This is a genomic window from Psychrosphaera sp. HA2-10 (assembly GCF_055693745.1).
In genome coordinates this window covers 907,456-924,110 of the sequence record NZ_CM146341.1, presented here as the reverse complement: position 1 = coordinate 924,110, position 16,655 = coordinate 907,456, and the positions used below count along the sequence as shown (strand labels likewise).

Below are 16,655 nucleotides of genomic sequence, written 5' to 3'. Positions count from 1 at the left end.
TCCTATTATTTCACTACAACAAATCGGCCAAACGATTCCAATAAATCATAACCATCCCAAACTAAGTCAAAGTTTAAAGCCTCTCCACAAGGAACGACTCTATCTGGTAGAGTTGACCAGTCAGACATTGCAGATTGAATACATTCTTTCTTAATTCCTGCATATGTAATTGTTTGGGTATTGCGATCTATAATTGAACCCAATTCCTCTAAACTAGCTATTGAGTCTTCAAAGAACAGGCCTCCACCACAATGTTCAGCTTGCTGACCGAATAACTTGCTACTTCTATTAACAATACGTGCAGTAAGCATGTTGGAGTAACTTGAATTTTTCACTTGGTTTGTGGCGGCAAAGTCACATTGAGATACATATTTATTAATAAAGTCTGCGTCTGTCAAAGAGTGCGGAAACTGTTCTACTTGATTAAACACTTCAGGCCAAAACATCCTTTGTGCTTCTTCAATATCATTTTTGTTTCCAACCCAGTACACATTCCTTGGAGAAGAACAGCCCATTTGTCCAAACCAATAACTGTCATTGACAAAATGTCTAGCTAGAGTATTCAACTTTTCATTAGAAGACTGCATAACTTCATTTGCTCCGAACAGTGCAAAAGAATATTTATTAGCAAACTTTATATCTATTGCTTTAGGGGGCAGTGGCAAACTTGAAATTTTTTTTACCGTGTCATCACCACCCCATATTATTCTAAGATCACAAATTGATGATAGTTCAGCTGATATATTATCGTTATGAGGGTAGTTGAGTATGACGATATATGTTCTTAATGAGATATACTTTTCTTTATTCAAAATGCTGTTTATGGCACTTACAATTAATAATTGTTGCTCACTTTTATTTTTTGAAACCCTAACAATATTTTTATTACCGATTAATAGAGAGATAAACAACGAATATATAAAAATTGTATCTACGTTTGCTGGGGCAAAGTGAAGCGCTATACCACGACTCGCAACTAGTCTAGTTTCATTTCGCTCATAAAGCTGGGAGGCCAATTTTTTAATGTGACTCTTTCGCATCCAAAAAGCCAGAGAAATGACCTCAGGGAACTTTTTAAAGCCAGGGTCTGATAAGACTTTTTTAGAAAAGTCCTCTATAAAATCCATTAAAATAGGTGAAAAAGGCTTTATTTGTTTTGTATAAACTGGGATGGTCTCCAGATCATCGACAATCGTTGCAAACTTTATTTCACTTGCATACTTTTGAAATATTTCATTTATTTTATTTCTTTTCATGGGTATCACTACATCCTCGTACTTCTGCTTTTGGTAGCCTTCCGTGAACTAAAAAGTATTTACCTTTGCGACCACACGTACAATCGTCTTCTCCAAACACAGTTCCTGTATCTTCGGTTAAAAGTATATGTCCTGGGTAACTTTTTGGAATTACAGATTCAACTTGAATTACACCCGACTCTTTCATAGCTTTTTCACTAAAGTTCACAGGATCTATGATTTTGATATTAGCAAAATTGGGGGTGTGTAAGTACCCAAATTCACATTCCACGAAAATTGAGCCAACTTGCTCTACCATACCATAAAAATTATAAACATTTCTTATACCAGCATACTCTCGTGTGACATTTTTAAATGTTTGATTATCAACAGCTTCATCTATCAACTTTTTCCAGCCACCACTATGTATTAGAGTAGACTCACTAAAGTCAAGTTTAACTTCCTTATTAACAAGCTCTTGTATAAAATATTTCCAAACCATAAAAGTAAACCCAAAAACAAACTTCGGCTTTCCCTTGTGCTTCTCAAGAAAAGAGTTTACTGCCTCTAAATCCAACTCCATATTGTCATTTAAAGCGTATGTATGGTCTCTTCCAAAGTTTGATAAGCCGAGGATGCCAGCACCTCGAGCAGAAAACGACTTTCTATTTTTGATAACATTTGGATGGTCAATAATTAACATTGGTAAACGCTGCTTACCAAGATACGATTGCATTATTTTGATTAATACTTTCGTTTGTAATCCCGCTGTTTCTTTGTCGAGTACAATTTGACTCACAACTTGTGACGTTGTGCCCGATGAGGTTAAAACCTTGAAGATGTCTTGCTCGGGAATGCTTTGTAACTTATGTAACTTAAACAGTCGCACTGGAAGCGGAACTGGCGTGTTATCCTCTGAACTAAAAGAGTTAATAATATTAGCGTATACATGACAGTTATCTTTATGAAAACTGGTAAGGTTAGCAATTTCTTTATTCAATAATTGTTGCTTTTCATCTTTGGACAAAGAGTAAGGAGACTCTTCGTTTAGTAGCCGTTCTAAAACATTCATATTATTTTTTCTCACCAAATAACAGTTGATAATCAACTTTTCCATTGGACTTCAATGGTAATTTTTGAACATGAAAGACATCTACTGCACGATGATTTATCTTGAACTTTTTCAAAATATAAGTTTTTATTTCTTTTACTCTATCTAGTTCTGTTGTGGCAATCTTAAGCATTTCATCGAAGCCTCCTGCAACTATTTCGAATCCATTGTTGATTAGTTCATTTTCGATTTGATCAAGACTAAACCTTAAGCCAAAAAGCTTTATAAACCTGCTCTTGCGTCCAGTAATAAACAAATTGCCATCATTATCTTCAAAGCCAATATCACCAGTATTTAGGATGCCATTTAATTCATCACCAATGGATAGATCTTCAACGCTCTTTGCATACCCCATCATTACATTAGGCCCTCGGTAAACAAGTTCCCCCTCTGCACTTAATGAATTTAGTTTCTGTACTTCAAAACTACCTCCAGGTATTGCTCTACCTATTGATCCAATTTTGTTTGGTAATAGGTCTGGTGTTAAATAACTCATTCGAGCAGTCGCTTCAGTTTGTCCGTACATAACGAACAAATCCCAACCTTTGTCGTTACTAACTTCATAAAACTCTTTCGTCATAGCCTCCGACATCTTACCACCTGCTTGCGTTAAAAATCGGATATGCGGTAAAAGCATATCTTTAAGCTTAAGACGCTTGAACATTTCATAGGTGTAAGGAACCCCCGATAAAGATGTTACCTTAAGTTCGTTGACAGAAGTCCAAAAACCTTTGCTAAACAATGTTTCTTTACTGACCAAGACGCTGGCACCACTAAAAAGGTGTGAGTTTAAAATTGACAAGCCGTATGAGTAATGAAGAGGAAGGCTAGTAACCGCCCTGTCAGAACGTTCCAATTTTAAGTACTCGGCAATCGAGGATCCATTTGCAATTATATTCTCTATCGTTAGTTTGACTAACTTCGGGGTTCCTGTACTTCCAGATGTGGATAACATGAGTGCTAAATCTGGATGTAAGTCGTGAATAACATTACAGTATGATAATAAGTTACCATTTTTGAAAATGTAGTTTGGACTATAGTGACGGTATAGCGAACCTTTAAGATCGTCAGATAATTCAGGGTCAAGTAACATTACAACATGTCCGTTAATTAACCCCCCAACATATGCGCAAATTGTATCAAAAGAAGAATCTGCTTCTATAAATATCAAATTGCGCTCTTGACTTAAACTAGCAACGATATCATCGGCACGATTTATCAATTGCGAATAGGTTAAAAATTCCAAACTGTCTTTAATTAAAGCTACATTAGAGGAAAACGCACACAAACGCTCTCTTAGCGTCATAAAACCATTCCTCCATCTACACCTATATTCTGGCCAGTGATATAAGAACTCATTTCAGATGCTAAAAATAGCGCAGTATTCGCAACATCTTCAGGTTTACCTGCCTTACCTAAGTGTATAGAACTTATACGCTTTTCATAGTCAGCTTTACTCAAAGCTTGAGTCATATCAGTATCAATAAAGCCTGGGGAAATCGTATTAACTCTAATGTTATATATCGCAAGCTCTTTAGCTAATGATTTGGAGAAGCCTAAAATTGCGGCTTTGGACGAGGAGTATGCGGATACACCCTGCGCCCCATTAGTTCCCATAATTGACGACATATTGATAATGCTTCCTTGTTTATATCGCATCATTATTCTAGACGTTAACTGACATATTTGAATTAGTGAAAACACATTTACCTCAAACTGCTCTTCAATTTCTTTTCGAGAAATCAGTCCGAGCATATTCGAGTGGAGTATACCAGCATTATTCACCACTACATCTAACGGACGCTTAAGTTTATTTATGTTAAGAATCAATTTTTTTACTGAACTTGGATCAGATAAGTCCGCGCTGAAAGTGAATACATTGACTGAGAATCGGTCCTCAATTTCAGAAGCAACTTCTATTAGTTTTTCCTCGTTACGTCCTGTAATAATAATATCAGCACCCTGTTCCGCAAATCTCAACGCAATTGCCTTTCCTATTCCTTGGCTTGCTCCAGTTATAAAAGCAAGTTTTCCTTGTAACATTAAAACGTCACCTCTAAGTCTTTTAAAATATCACGAACTTTTCCAACAGAGCTCATTTCTATAATCTGATCGGTATCAATCATAACGTCAAACTCACCCTCTAAGTCTGCTATTAATGTCATATGAGCGACAGAGTCCCACTCGGGGATAGTGTTATATTGAAGATCGTCCACAACTTGCGCTTTATCAACTCCTAAGGCTGACGAAAAACATCCAACTAACTTTTCTTCATTTGTCATTTCATTCTCCAGTAATTTATAAATTTTTGTGAAAACCAAACCAGCTTCCATCAATTCTAAATGGAAACTTGTTATATAAATTCAATACTTTTGTGTTCGAAGCGGAAATCATAGTTGTGATTTTTTCGACTTCGTTATCTTTTGCTAACTCAAATGCTGCACACCATAACGGCAGCGCGTAAACTGAATACTGAGAAGCTACACCAGTTAGAATCCACTCTACACTTTTATTACTATGGTTAACTTTTTCTGCATGAAAACCGATAATTTTACCCCTAAATGTTGCTTTATATAAAGCAAAAGGAGGTTTCAATAAATCATCTATCCAATTTGCTGTTCTAGTGCGCCCATGAACTTCTTTAATGTGGACATCTTCGAGAAGTCTACCGTGATGAAAATCGCTATATGCCACGGCTTTGATAAAACTAATGGAATCAAAGTCATTAACATCCATTTGTTCCAAATCAACCTTCATTCTATTTATACTGTCTAAATTAAGCCTCAGAGGGTTATTAAAACTCAAAGACAGTGACATCTCTCCCACATAATAATTTTTCTTATGTAACAAAGACTTTATAAGTCTGCTATTTGAGTCGCATCTTATTTGAACATATTCGAAATTCTCACTTTTTAAGTACTTCTCTGCTTCTTCTAATAGCTCACATATTGCTTTAACATCATCGCCTTTACAAATTAAAGATAGCTCACATGTTTTCTTATCTAATACCTTTTGGTCCCAAATAGTATTTATTAACGTGATTTGATTACCAGCTAAGTCACTGAACTTTCTAAGCACCTTTTTTCCTCACCAAGCTTGACAAATATTTTCCGTAACTATTTTTTGACAAAAGTTGAGCACGGGCTTTTACGTCATCTTCAGTAAGCCACGAATTATTTAATGCAATCTCTTCGAGGCAAGCAACTTTGTACCCTTGTCGCTTTTCAATTATTTCAACAAAATTAGCAGCCTCTAAAAGACTTTCATGCGTCCCTGTATCTAACCATGCGAAACCACGACCTAAAATTTCTACGTTCAAGTTTCCCTTCTTTAGATACATATCATTTAAACATGTAATCTCTAACTCTCCTCTTGAGGAAGGCTGAACATCTTTAGCTAATTCAACAACCGAATTATCATAAAAGTACAAACCGGTAACAGCCAAATTTGATTTAGGCTCTATTGGTTTTTCTTCAATTGAAACTGCTTTTTGGTTTTCATCAAATTCTACAACTCCAAATCGTTCTGGATCATTAACTTCATACCCAAAGACTGTTGCCCCGAGGCCGTTTTTAGCTCTTGAGACGGCCTTTTTTAGCTTAGGTGAAAAGCCTTGCCCAAAAAATACATTATCTCCTAATACTAGGCATACATCCTTATCTCCAATAAAGTCTTCGGCAATAATAAAAGCTTGCGCTAATCCATCCGGCTTTTCCTGGACTTTATAAGATAAATTAACACCGAACTGACTTCCATCACCTAACATTCTCTTAAAACCCGAACTGTCTTCTGGGGTAGTTATTATAAGGATATCTCTAATACCAGATAACATCAGGACCGAAAGTGGATAGTAAATCATCGGTTTATCATAAATAGGCAATAATTGCTTGGATACGCCCATAGTTATGGGAAAAAGTCGTGTGCCGGATCCACCTGCTAGTACAATTCCTTTCATTTTTAGAATCTCAATTTTTTAGTTAAGCTAATTTATATTTAGTCATTGGCTTCATGAACGCTGTTCCACCAACCTCTATTATCTAGATACCACTCTACTGTTTTTTGTAATCCAGACTCAAAACTTTCAAGAGGCACCCACCCCAAGTGCTTTTCTATTTTACTAGCATCAATTGCATAACGTCGGTCGTGCCCGGGACGGTCTCGCACAAATGAGATTTGGCTTGAGTAGGGCTCCCCCTTCGGCACCAACTTGTCCAAAATTTTACAAATGCTGTTAACAACATCAATATTTCTTTTTTCGTTATGACCACCTATGTTGTACGTTTCGCCTATGCGGCCTTTGGTCAACACTAGGTAAAGAGCTCTCGCATGATCATCCACATAAAGCCAATCTCTAATCTGCTCACCTTTCCCATAGATAGGAAGCTCTTTACCATGAAGAGCTTTTATAATTACTAGTGGGATTAGTTTTTCTGGAAAATGGAATGGTCCGTAGTTATTCGAACAGTTAGTAATTATAGTTGGTAAACCGTAAGTTTTAAACCAAGCTCTAACTAAATGATCCGAGCTCGCTTTGCTTGCTGAATAAGGACTACTAGGGGAATATGACGTGTTTTCAGTAAATAACGGAAGATTCTGGTTCGCATCGTTATCTTTTACATCATCTGGGTGTAAAAGGTCTCCATAAACTTCATCTGTAGATATGTGATGAAAACGAAAAGTACTTTGACTTGTCTTATCCAAGGTTTCCCAATAACTTCGAGCTACTTCTAATAAGTTGTATGTGCCTACGATGTTCGTATTAATAAACTCTGAGGGGCCGGTGATAGAACGGTCGACATGGCTTTCAGCCGCTAGGTGCATCACAACATCGGGTTTATGAATGTTGAACACTCTATTTAATTCCTTTGTGTCACAAATGTCTACTTGTTCAAATTTATACCGTTTATTATCTTGTATACTTTCTAAAGTCTGCAAATTTCCTGCATAAGTTAACTTATCAATGTTCACTACAGAGTCCGATGTATTATTTATAATATTACGTATGACCGCTGAACCAATAAATCCAGCTCCGCCAGTTACAAGAATCTTCATTAAATTTGCCTTTTAATTCGCGTACTTTCAATTTTGCTTTTATATAATCGAGGGTTCTGATTATTTAAAATATTTTAGGACCTTTTTTGAACAGGAATATTAATATTCGTAGTGCAATCCGTACATCTTACTTAATGATGTTAATACCTTTTCTGCCAATTTTCTGGCGTCATCATACGTGTCCGACTCAGCGTAACACCTAAATTCAGGTGCATTTCCAGATGGACGCAAATGTATAATGTTAGAAGAGTCTAATTGTAACCTTACACCATCAGTCTTATCTATGCTTTTTACAATATTTCCAGAGATACCGATCTCTCTTAATAGTTCAGAAGGTATCGTAATAGCCTTACTAATGACTTCTTCGCTAGCCGCTTTTGGAAAGTTTTTAAGTCTATCACTAAAAGTAAAACGTTTCGGTAGACTTGAAACAGAATCCGATATTTTTCGCGAGCGGTGTGATGCCATTAAAATTAATGCTGGAAGTACAGCATCTCTAGTAGGTAAGGCTTTAAGATCTACATTATTAATTTTTAAATCTGTAAATAAGAGAAAACCACCATTCGCTTCAAAGCCAGCTACTGTGTTAAATCTATTAGTTAAAGCATTTGCAGCATCGATTACATATGGAGACCCAATTTTGGTCCTAGTAACATTTTTGACAAAACCGGAAGACTCTATAACAGAGTTGCAGCTAACTGGAACAGCGACTGCTTCAACACCCAATATTTTAGAAACAATCAACCCTAAAATATCTCCTTTTAGCCAAATTCCATTTTCGTCTGCAACTAGGGGCCTATCACCGTCTCCGTCTGTTGAAAAAATCATATCAAGATCATAGGTCTTTGACCATTCTATTGCTTTCTTTTGGTCTATTTTTGAAACGGCCTCAGTATCTATTGGTACAAATGTATCCGTTCGTTCAAGGCTTATTGCTGTTGCGCCTAGTTTCTCAAATATAATTTTATATATATCTCTTCCTGAGCTTGAATGCTCGTAAATACCGATCCTTTTTCCTGTAAGAGTATTCTCATCAAAAAGATCAGTGAAACGCTTGATATACTCTATTTCAGGACCTTTATTTAATGAAAACTTTCTGTTTGCATTTGAAATACTAAACTCTGTATCTATTGAACATATCTCTTTTTCATCATCTTTCGAAATTTCTCCATCTGGATTATAGAATTTCAAACCATTCCGGTCGAAAGGTATATGGCTTCCCGTGACCATTATACTAGGTAATCTATTACGGATAGACCAAAGTGCTAAAGCAGGCGTAGGCAGAACCCCACAATAAACGGGCTCTATCCCTGCATCGACAAGCGCGTTAGAGATAACTTCCGCTATTTCACTGCTACTTGGTCTATTATCAATCCCGACAGCAACCCTCTCAAATGAATACTTACGCTTCATAGAGTTAATGAAGCCAAGGGTGAAAGCTATACAAACCTCAGGTGAAAGATCAGAAACTAACCCTCTAGCACCGCTAGTACCAAATTTAACATCACTGTTGGTTAAAGTTGTTTTCGTACTGTAAATGTTACTCATCAAATTCTACCGTAATTATCTTTTAAACGAACGATGTCATCTTCACCTAGATATGAACCTGTTTGAACTTCAATTAACTCCAATGGCAATACACCTGGATTCTCTAAAGCATGAATTTGCCCTACTGGTATATAAGTAGATTCATTTTCAGTAACCAAAAAGGTTTTTTCTCCGTTAGTTACTTTAGCAGTGCCCGACACAACGACCCAATGTTCGGCTCTATGATGGTGCATTTGAATTGACAGTTTAGCTCCAGGATTAACTGTAATTCGTTTTACTTGATCCCTTTCTCCAAAGTCAAGAGAATCATATTTCCCCCATGGGCGATACACCTCTCTTTGGTGTTTATATTCATATCGCGCTTTCGATTTAAGTTCATTTACTATTTCTTTTACATTTTGAACTTTATCTTTTGATGCAACCAATACTGCATCTTTTGTTTCAACAATTACTAAGTTTTCGATGCCGACTGTCGCAACAAGCCTATTACTAGAATGAATATAACACCCTTCAGATTGATGACTAATTACATCTCCGCTCTTAACATTGTGATCTTTATCTTTTTGTGCAACTTCCCATAGAGAGGAAAAAGAACCAACATCGCTCCACCCGACATCCAATTTAACTACGGCACCCTTCTGCGTTTTTTCCATTAAAGCGTAATCTACTGATATATCTGGACAAGCTTCAAACACAGAGGAGTTAATTCGAACAAAATCAAGATCGTTTTCTTTAGCAGCAAAGGCTTCTTTACAACTTAAGTAAACTTTAGGGGAATGAATTTTCAACTCACTCAAGAATACAGATGCTCTAAACAAAAACATTCCACTATTCCACAAGTACTCTCCTGAATTAAAATATTGTGTAGCTTTTTTTAAGTTAGGCTTTTCGACAAACGAGTCTATTGTAAACGCTACATTTTCACTCGCAGAGTCATTAAGTATTGAGTTGCCGTGCTTTATATAACCGTAACCAACTTCAGGGTGTGATGGCGTAACACCAAATGTAACTAATTTTCCATTTTGCGCTAAGTCTGTAGCTTCTTTTATTATCTTTCTAAATTCATCATTATCCTTTACTTCGTGATCGGCTGGTAAAACTAATAATAAAGGATCCTCACCAGCATCAATCGCTGAAAGAGCGGCTAACGCTATTGCTGGTGCAGTATTTCTTCCAAACGGTTCTAGGATTATAGTCGGCTTCTTATTGATATTCCGCAACTGTTCCGCAACTATAAATCTATGTTCAGTATTACAGACTATTATCGGCGACAGGCTTTGTTCCCCAACTCTATATAGAGTTTCTTGTAGCATTGTACTTTCGCTTATTAATGGTAAAAACTGTTTCGGGTGTAATGCACGAGATAAGGGCCACAATCTACTCCCGCTGCCGCCAGAAATTATTACCGGTAAAATTTTATTATTCATACATCTTCCAAACTTAAATAACTCTCTTAAAATATATTGATTACTTACTATTTAAAGTAACTTGTTTGAATTCATTGCAACAAACGAATTCATTTAACTCTGCTTATTAGGTTCCTTACGAAAGTAAACAACGAGAACAAATAGAAGTGAACAAAATAAGCCTAAAACGCCCCCTACAGCTATAGAGATAGCTCTATTAGGAAAATGTTTTTTTTCGGGTATTATTGCCGGATCCACGATTTTAAAAACGTATTCATCACGAACTTTTGCTAACATTAATGACCTATGTTGCTGTTCAATTAGCCTGTAAAATACCGATTTAGATCCAACAACATTGGTTTCCTTAAGTTCACGCTCCAAATATTCAATACTTTTCGAAGCATTCTCAACATCTTCCTGCTTAATTGTATGGTTGATAGCCGCCACAATCTTATCTAAAACGCTTTTAGCAAATATCGGAGAATAGTGAGTAATTGAAATCTTAACCATTCCAGTTTCACTACTTTCATGTATCCCTAAATTCTCTTTCCGAAAAGTTTCATAAACTTCGTGATTTGTAAAAGTGGTAAAAACACTTTTTCTAGGTTTAATTTGGTTAGTACTATTTTCAAATAACAGCGTGTTTGATTGCTTATCCCACCCGGTACTAGCAATAATTTCACGTTTAATATCATGGTCATTAAAAAAGGTATAAAGAAATCGACGAGATTTAAGTACTTCTAAAGCGTACTTTGTTTTACTAATCATTGTATTGCCTACGTCGATTCCGGCTAAAGATGCTATGCCCCCTAACTGCCCAGCTAAACCACTAATTCCGGTTTTATTTTCCTGTTCGTTTGGCATTAAAAGCACCTCAGATGTATATCTGTCTGGCTGAGAGAAAGTATATAAAACTGACGCACAAATAAATGAAAGTGTAATTAATAATACAACTAGTTTTTTTGACCAAATTACATCAAATAATGCCACTAAATCTATTTCTTCGTTCCTATAAGATGTCATATTTTTATTCCTGAAAATTGTTAGCCTTACAGCTTGTAATAAGCTTTCTTCTTAAAATTGAATTTACTCATAATATTAAGCTGTACACCCATTAAAGTAGCAGATCTCATAGACGCCACTAGCAGTCTTGCAAAGTCTTGTTCATATGAACCAACTGTATATTGATTTTATTTATCGCATCTACTAGTGAGCTAATGCAAAAGTCTGTTATCTTTTAATCACTCCCAAACAAATCTCGGGTATAAACCTTGTCAGTAACGTCAATGAGCTCATCAACCATGCGGTTGGCTACAATCACATCACAGCTTTGTTTAAATTCATTTAAGTCTTTAATCACCTTAGAACGGAAAAACTCGTCTTCTTCTAAAACAGGCTCATACACTACAACTTCAATGCCTTTTGCTTTAATGCGTTTCATGATGCCTTGTATTGCTGACGCTCTGAAATTATCCGAACCGGTTTTCATGATTAATCGATACATGCCCACTCGCTTGGGATTGCGTCTAATAATAGAGTCGGCAACAAAGTCTTTACGGGTAGTATTAGCATCAACAATAGCGCGTATAAGGTTTTGTGGCACCGCACTAAAATTAGCGAGCAACTGTTTGGTGTCTTTTGGCAAACAATATCCACCATAACCAAAAGATGGATTGTTGTAGTGACTGCCTATTCTTGGGTCAAGTCCTACACCTTGAATTATTTGTTTACTGTCTAGGCCATTAATTTCTGCGTAGCTATCTAGCTCGTTAAAGTAAGCAACACGCATGGCTAAATAGGTATTCGAGAATAACTTGATGGCTTCAGCTTCCGTGGAATCGGTAAAAAGCACATCAACGTTTTCTTTGATGGCGCCTTGCTCAAGTAAACCTGCAAATACTTTGGCTCGTTCTGATTGCTCACCGACAATAATACGAGATGGATGTAGGTTGTCGAATAACGCCTTACCTTCACGTAAGAACTCGGGTGAGAATAGAATGTTATCAGTACTAAATTGCTGTTTAATATCAGCGGTAAAACCAACCGGCACTGTGGATTTAATCACCATAACAGCGTTTGGGTTAATTGCTAATACATCTTTAATAACCGACTCGACAGATGACGTATTAAAATAGTTAGTTTCCGGATCATAATCCGTTGGCGTGGCAATCACCACAAAGTCTGCATCACGATAAGCGAGCTGTTTGTCTGTGGTGGCGGTAAAGTTTAACGCATCATTTAATAAAAACTCGCTAATTTCTTTATCCACAATTGGCGACTGGCGGTTATTGAGCATAGCGACTTTTTCGTCAACAATATCCACAGCTACAACGGTATTGTGCTGTGCAAGTAACATGGCATTTGAAAGACCAACGTAACCGGTTCCTGCTATTGCTATATTGTATTTTGTCATTGTTCAGTCCATTTTAAACTACATTGGATTTCTAAAGTTGGTAAAAAGATTTGTACCAAGATACAAATTCCTTTACGCCAGTTTTTATGTCTACTTTAGGCTTATAACCTACCGCATCAAATAAATCTTGCGTATCGGCCCAGGTCTTATAGACATCACCGGCCTGCATAGGCATTAAATTTTTATTAGCCGATATACCAATTGCCGCTTCAAGTTCATTTACGAAATCTAACAACTGAACTGGCTGACCATTACCTATATTAAATATACGGTAAGGTGCAGAGCTATTTTTTACACTCCCCGTTTCCGGCGTCCAACCTTGACTTGGCATTGGTATTTTATCTGCAACTCGCACTATGCCTTCAACAATGTCGTCAATATAGGTGAAATCGCGACTTAAGTTGCCGTTGTTATAAATATCGATTGTATCGCCATCAATGATCTTTTTTGTAAATTTAAACAATGCCATATCTGGTCGGCCCCACGGGCCATAAACAGTAAAAAAACGTAACCCCGAGGTTGGTACATTATACAAATGAGAATATGTATGACTCATTAGCTCATTTGCTTTTTTGGTCGCTGCATATAAAGAAATAGGATGATCAACGCTGTCGTCACAACTAAAGGGCGTTTTAGTATTTAAGCCATACACTGAACTAGAAGATGCATAAACAAGATGTTTGACTTTCGTTTGGCGACAGCCCTCTAGTACCGTTAAGTGCCCTACTAAATTAGCATCGGCGTAGGCTAATGGATTATCGATGGAATAACGAACGCCGGCTTGCGCAGCCAAATGAATAACAATATCAAATTGATGCTGTTCAAATAACTTGGCCATGCCATCGCGATCAGCTAAATCGAGTTTAATAAAAGAAAATTCTTCTATCGGGTCAAGTTCTGCTAATCGAGCTAGCTTTAATGCTGGATCATAATAATCGTTAAGATTATCGATACCGATAATTTCATGACTTTGATTTGCTAGGGCACGCACTACATGGAAACCAATAAACCCAGCTGCGCCTGTTACGAGGTATTTCATTTTAAAACTCACTTTATTCTTTAGATGCAAAAACTCATTATAAATTTTTAGCTACTAACTTACGGCTTAAAGGCGACCTAAAGCTGCTAATCCGACTGTTAACTGATAGAAAATAGACGTTGCTTTTTCCCATAAGGTTAATTGGTCGGTGTAATTTGCATCAAGCGGTACCACAACCGTATCACCTGGATTAATGATAGTTTCGTTGCCACCTAACCAGGTGTAATCAGGAATATCGACAAGACCGTTGGCACGAATAATATAAACGCGGTCTTCGTCAGCTTGTTGGCGTAAACCACCACTAGAGCGCAAGTAGTCTTCTAGTTCCCACTCAACGTTATGAATATGAGAGGTAGCCACTTGCACTTCACCAATAACATTAACTTCACGACGGTAAGTTGGAATAACCAGCTTGTCGCCATTTTCTAATTGAATATCGTAGCCGTCATCACCGAGCACTTTTTCTAGATCAATAACTAAGCGACCAACGCCCTCTACGGTTGTTAATTGATTAACTAAGGTTTGTACTTCACCAACGGCAATGCTGGCATACGACGATGAGATAGACTTAAAAGCTAACTCTTTGCTTAAGTTACGTGCTAAATCGCGTGCTTGTTTTTGTTCTAATTGTTTTAATGATTCACGCGTAAAAAACGCAGCTTCTGATGACGCAAAGTTAGTCAGGCCACCTGCACGCTGAATCACGTTGGCTAAACCTTCACCTTCGCGAATTGTATAAGTACCCGGGAATACAACTTCACCGCTTAATGTAATACGAGACTCTTTTTGCCAATTGGCTTGCTGATAAACGTTAACAACATCTTTAGGTTGCACGGCTATGTTGGCCGACGCATCGCCATTTAAGGCTTGATGTAATGAAAAGCGCACATGAGTGCTGTCTGGTGCATTCACGCTATTATTGATACGCGTAATTTCACCAACGTCTAAATTTGCAGATTCTTGAACGCCGCCCGCTGAAGCAATTACGTCAAGTATTGTTGCATTTGATGATATTGGATAAACACCCGGGAAATTAACTTGTCCAGTTACTTCTACCGTCGGAACGAGTTGTCCTGGTAATACATTGGCTTGCAACAACTTAACAATTGGCAATATAAGCTCTTGGCGGCTTAATGATTTTGTTGAGTCCAGTGCTTGTTGTTGAATTTGCAAGTCACCGGTTTTTAACTTGTATAAATAGTTTAATTCTTGATCATCTTTTAATGCAGCGATGTTAAGTTTTAATAATTCTTGCTTTAACGAGTTTGCTGCACTTTGTTGCGCTGAATAAGTTAGGTCTAACTTTTCATTAGTTGAGATATTTGGAATATCATCCAGTTTTGCCGCAACTAGCTCACGCTTTTTCAGGCTATCGGCCATAAAGTCGTTTTGGTCATAACGATTAAAAAACAAGACTAAATCGTTGGCAGATAATGTCACGCTTGAACCAGCTAGTGCAGCTCTTGGAGCAAAATTATTTAAGCTGATAGTGCCATCGTTATTTTCACTAACAATAAGCGCATAATTCATATCAGTAGACTGAGTTAGGTCATCAGCATTGGTTATGAGTTCATTTAAGGTCATCCCTTCGACAAAGGCATAACTGCTCGGTCTAGATACTGCGCCCGCAACATGCACCACTTGGCTAAATTGCTGAGATATAGGCAACACACGAACCACATCACCGGCTTTTACGTTTTGTTTTGCCGACGATTCTGTTAAGTCGATGCGTTTTACAACGCGCTGATAATTTGTATCTAGTGTCGTTAGCAATACGTTTTTTGGATACGCTAGCGAGGTTAAACCGCCGGCTAATTTGATTGTTTCGGCAATGCTTTCATTTGCCTTAACTTCGTAAATCGCTGGACGACGTACTTCACCGTAAACTTTAACTTGTGACTCAATTGCATTTACAAAAACCACATCACCTTGTTGTAAGCGAGCATCGCTAGTTACATCGCCTTGAGTAAACAATTTATAAAGGTCGAGCTTAGATACGGTTTTACCTGCGCGTTTTAGTTGAATATCACGCAATGAGCCCACTTCGTTTGGTCCACCACTGACAAACAGGGCGTTAGTCATTGTTGATAGACTAGATAGTTGATACGCACCGGGTTTTTGCACACCTCCAACAACATACACTTGGATATTACGTAAGTTGGCAATTGAGACAGAAGATTTTATGCCTATCATGCTCACTTCAACAAGTTCAGCAATGCGTGTTTTTACTTCTTGGTATGTTAAACCTGAAACGTTAACTGGCTGTAATTCAGCAAATGTGATCTTACCTTCGTTATCAACAGTAACCTGTTGTGAAGATGACTCTTTACCAAACAAGTTAATTTCTAGCGTGTCACCAGGGCCAATAATGTAATCGGCCGGCACTGCAGTACTTTCACCTGGAACAAAGGCCGTTTGCATGTCTTCGAACATGTCGTAGCCAAAAGGTTTTAAGTTGTTTAGGTTGTGTTTATTCTGAGTTTTGTTTGTGTTAGTCAGTGCTTGGTCTAACGCACTATTGGCATTTTGGTTGTTTAGATATTGTAGCTCTGGTGCTTGTTGTTGACCGTTCTGAGTTTTATTACCAGACATATCAAAGCTATCAAGGTTGATACCAAACTGCTTGGCCAAGGCTTGTTGTTGCGATTTAGGAAGTTTTTTAAACTGCTCTATTTGCGCGGCGGATGGTGTGGTTGAAATTTGCGCGCTGGCAAAGCTTGAACATAACAACAATGTAGATGAAAAAAATGTTGTTGCTAAAAGCGAAACGAACCCTTTGGAAAAGGCCTTGTTCATATATCTATCCTCAGAAAACTACTAACACGTTAGGTAAGGACGCCGTACTGTAATC

The 16,655-nt window shown here is 37.4% G+C and carries 14 protein-coding genes; all 14 read right to left on the bottom strand.

All coding sequences use genetic code 11. From position 1 onward, the window contains the following. Positions 1-5: 5 nt before the first annotated feature. Complete coding sequence (locus ACZ1GV_RS04280) at positions 6-1,256, bottom strand: acyl-CoA reductase (protein ID WP_472675385.1); 1,251 nt, start codon at positions 1,254-1,256, stop codon at positions 6-8. Beyond that, positions 1,243-2,307 (bottom strand): LuxE/PaaK family acyltransferase, encoded by a 1,065-nt coding sequence (locus ACZ1GV_RS04275; RefSeq protein WP_472675384.1) that lies wholly within the window; start codon positions 2,305-2,307, stop codon positions 1,243-1,245. Before ACZ1GV_RS04275 ends, ACZ1GV_RS04280 begins: the two co-directional genes overlap by 14 nt. A gap of 1 nt (position 2,308) precedes the next feature. Next, complete coding sequence (locus ACZ1GV_RS04270; protein ID WP_472675383.1) at positions 2,309-3,652, bottom strand: AMP-binding protein; 1,344 nt, start codon at positions 3,650-3,652, stop codon at positions 2,309-2,311. After that, positions 3,649-4,389 carry an SDR family NAD(P)-dependent oxidoreductase gene (locus ACZ1GV_RS04265; RefSeq protein WP_472675382.1) on the bottom strand — a complete coding sequence of 247 codons (741 nt, stop codon included), beginning with the start codon at positions 4,387-4,389 and terminating at the stop codon, positions 3,649-3,651. Before ACZ1GV_RS04265 ends, ACZ1GV_RS04270 begins: the two co-directional genes overlap by 4 nt. Next, on the bottom strand, positions 4,389-4,628 hold the full coding sequence (locus tag ACZ1GV_RS04260) for an acyl carrier protein (protein WP_472675381.1): 240 nt from the start codon (positions 4,626-4,628) through the stop codon (positions 4,389-4,391). The genes ACZ1GV_RS04265 and ACZ1GV_RS04260 overlap by 1 nt, the downstream gene beginning before the upstream one ends. A 16-nt stretch (positions 4,629-4,644) precedes the next feature. Next, positions 4,645-5,424, bottom strand: a complete 780-nt coding sequence (locus ACZ1GV_RS04255) for a hypothetical protein (RefSeq protein ID WP_472675380.1) — start codon at positions 5,422-5,424, stop codon at positions 4,645-4,647. Then, positions 5,417-6,301 (bottom strand): glucose-1-phosphate thymidylyltransferase RfbA, encoded by an 885-nt coding sequence (rfbA, locus tag ACZ1GV_RS04250; protein ID WP_472675379.1) that lies wholly within the window; start codon positions 6,299-6,301, stop codon positions 5,417-5,419. Before rfbA ends, ACZ1GV_RS04255 begins: the two co-directional genes overlap by 8 nt. 38 nt (positions 6,302-6,339) lie before the next feature. Continuing rightward, on the bottom strand, positions 6,340-7,398 hold the full coding sequence (rfbB, locus tag ACZ1GV_RS04245; protein WP_472675378.1) for a dTDP-glucose 4,6-dehydratase: 1,059 nt from the start codon (positions 7,396-7,398) through the stop codon (positions 6,340-6,342). Positions 7,399-7,497: 99 nt separating this feature from the next. Next, positions 7,498-8,946 (bottom strand): phosphomannomutase, encoded by a 1,449-nt coding sequence (locus tag ACZ1GV_RS04240; protein ID WP_472675377.1) that lies wholly within the window; start codon positions 8,944-8,946, stop codon positions 7,498-7,500. Then, positions 8,946-10,373 (bottom strand): mannose-1-phosphate guanylyltransferase/mannose-6-phosphate isomerase, encoded by a 1,428-nt coding sequence (locus ACZ1GV_RS04235; protein WP_472675376.1) that lies wholly within the window; start codon positions 10,371-10,373, stop codon positions 8,946-8,948. Before ACZ1GV_RS04235 ends, ACZ1GV_RS04240 begins: the two co-directional genes overlap by 1 nt. A gap of 93 nt (positions 10,374-10,466) precedes the next feature. Then, a complete protein-coding gene (locus ACZ1GV_RS04230) occupies positions 10,467-11,375 on the bottom strand; it encodes a Wzz/FepE/Etk N-terminal domain-containing protein (RefSeq protein WP_472675375.1) in 909 nt (302 codons plus the stop codon). Between the two features lie 214 nt (positions 11,376-11,589). Further along, positions 11,590-12,765, bottom strand: coding sequence for a nucleotide sugar dehydrogenase (locus ACZ1GV_RS04225; protein WP_472675374.1), 1,176 nt, complete (start codon positions 12,763-12,765; stop codon positions 11,590-11,592). A 31-nt stretch (positions 12,766-12,796) separates the two neighbouring features. Beyond that, positions 12,797-13,804 carry an NAD-dependent epimerase gene (locus tag ACZ1GV_RS04220; protein ID WP_472675373.1) on the bottom strand — a complete coding sequence of 336 codons (1,008 nt, stop codon included), beginning with the start codon at positions 13,802-13,804 and terminating at the stop codon, positions 12,797-12,799. A gap of 66 nt (positions 13,805-13,870) precedes the next feature. Continuing rightward, a complete protein-coding gene (locus ACZ1GV_RS04215; protein WP_472675372.1) occupies positions 13,871-16,600 on the bottom strand; it encodes an SLBB domain-containing protein in 2,730 nt (909 codons plus the stop codon). Between the last annotated feature and the right edge of the window lie 55 nt (positions 16,601-16,655).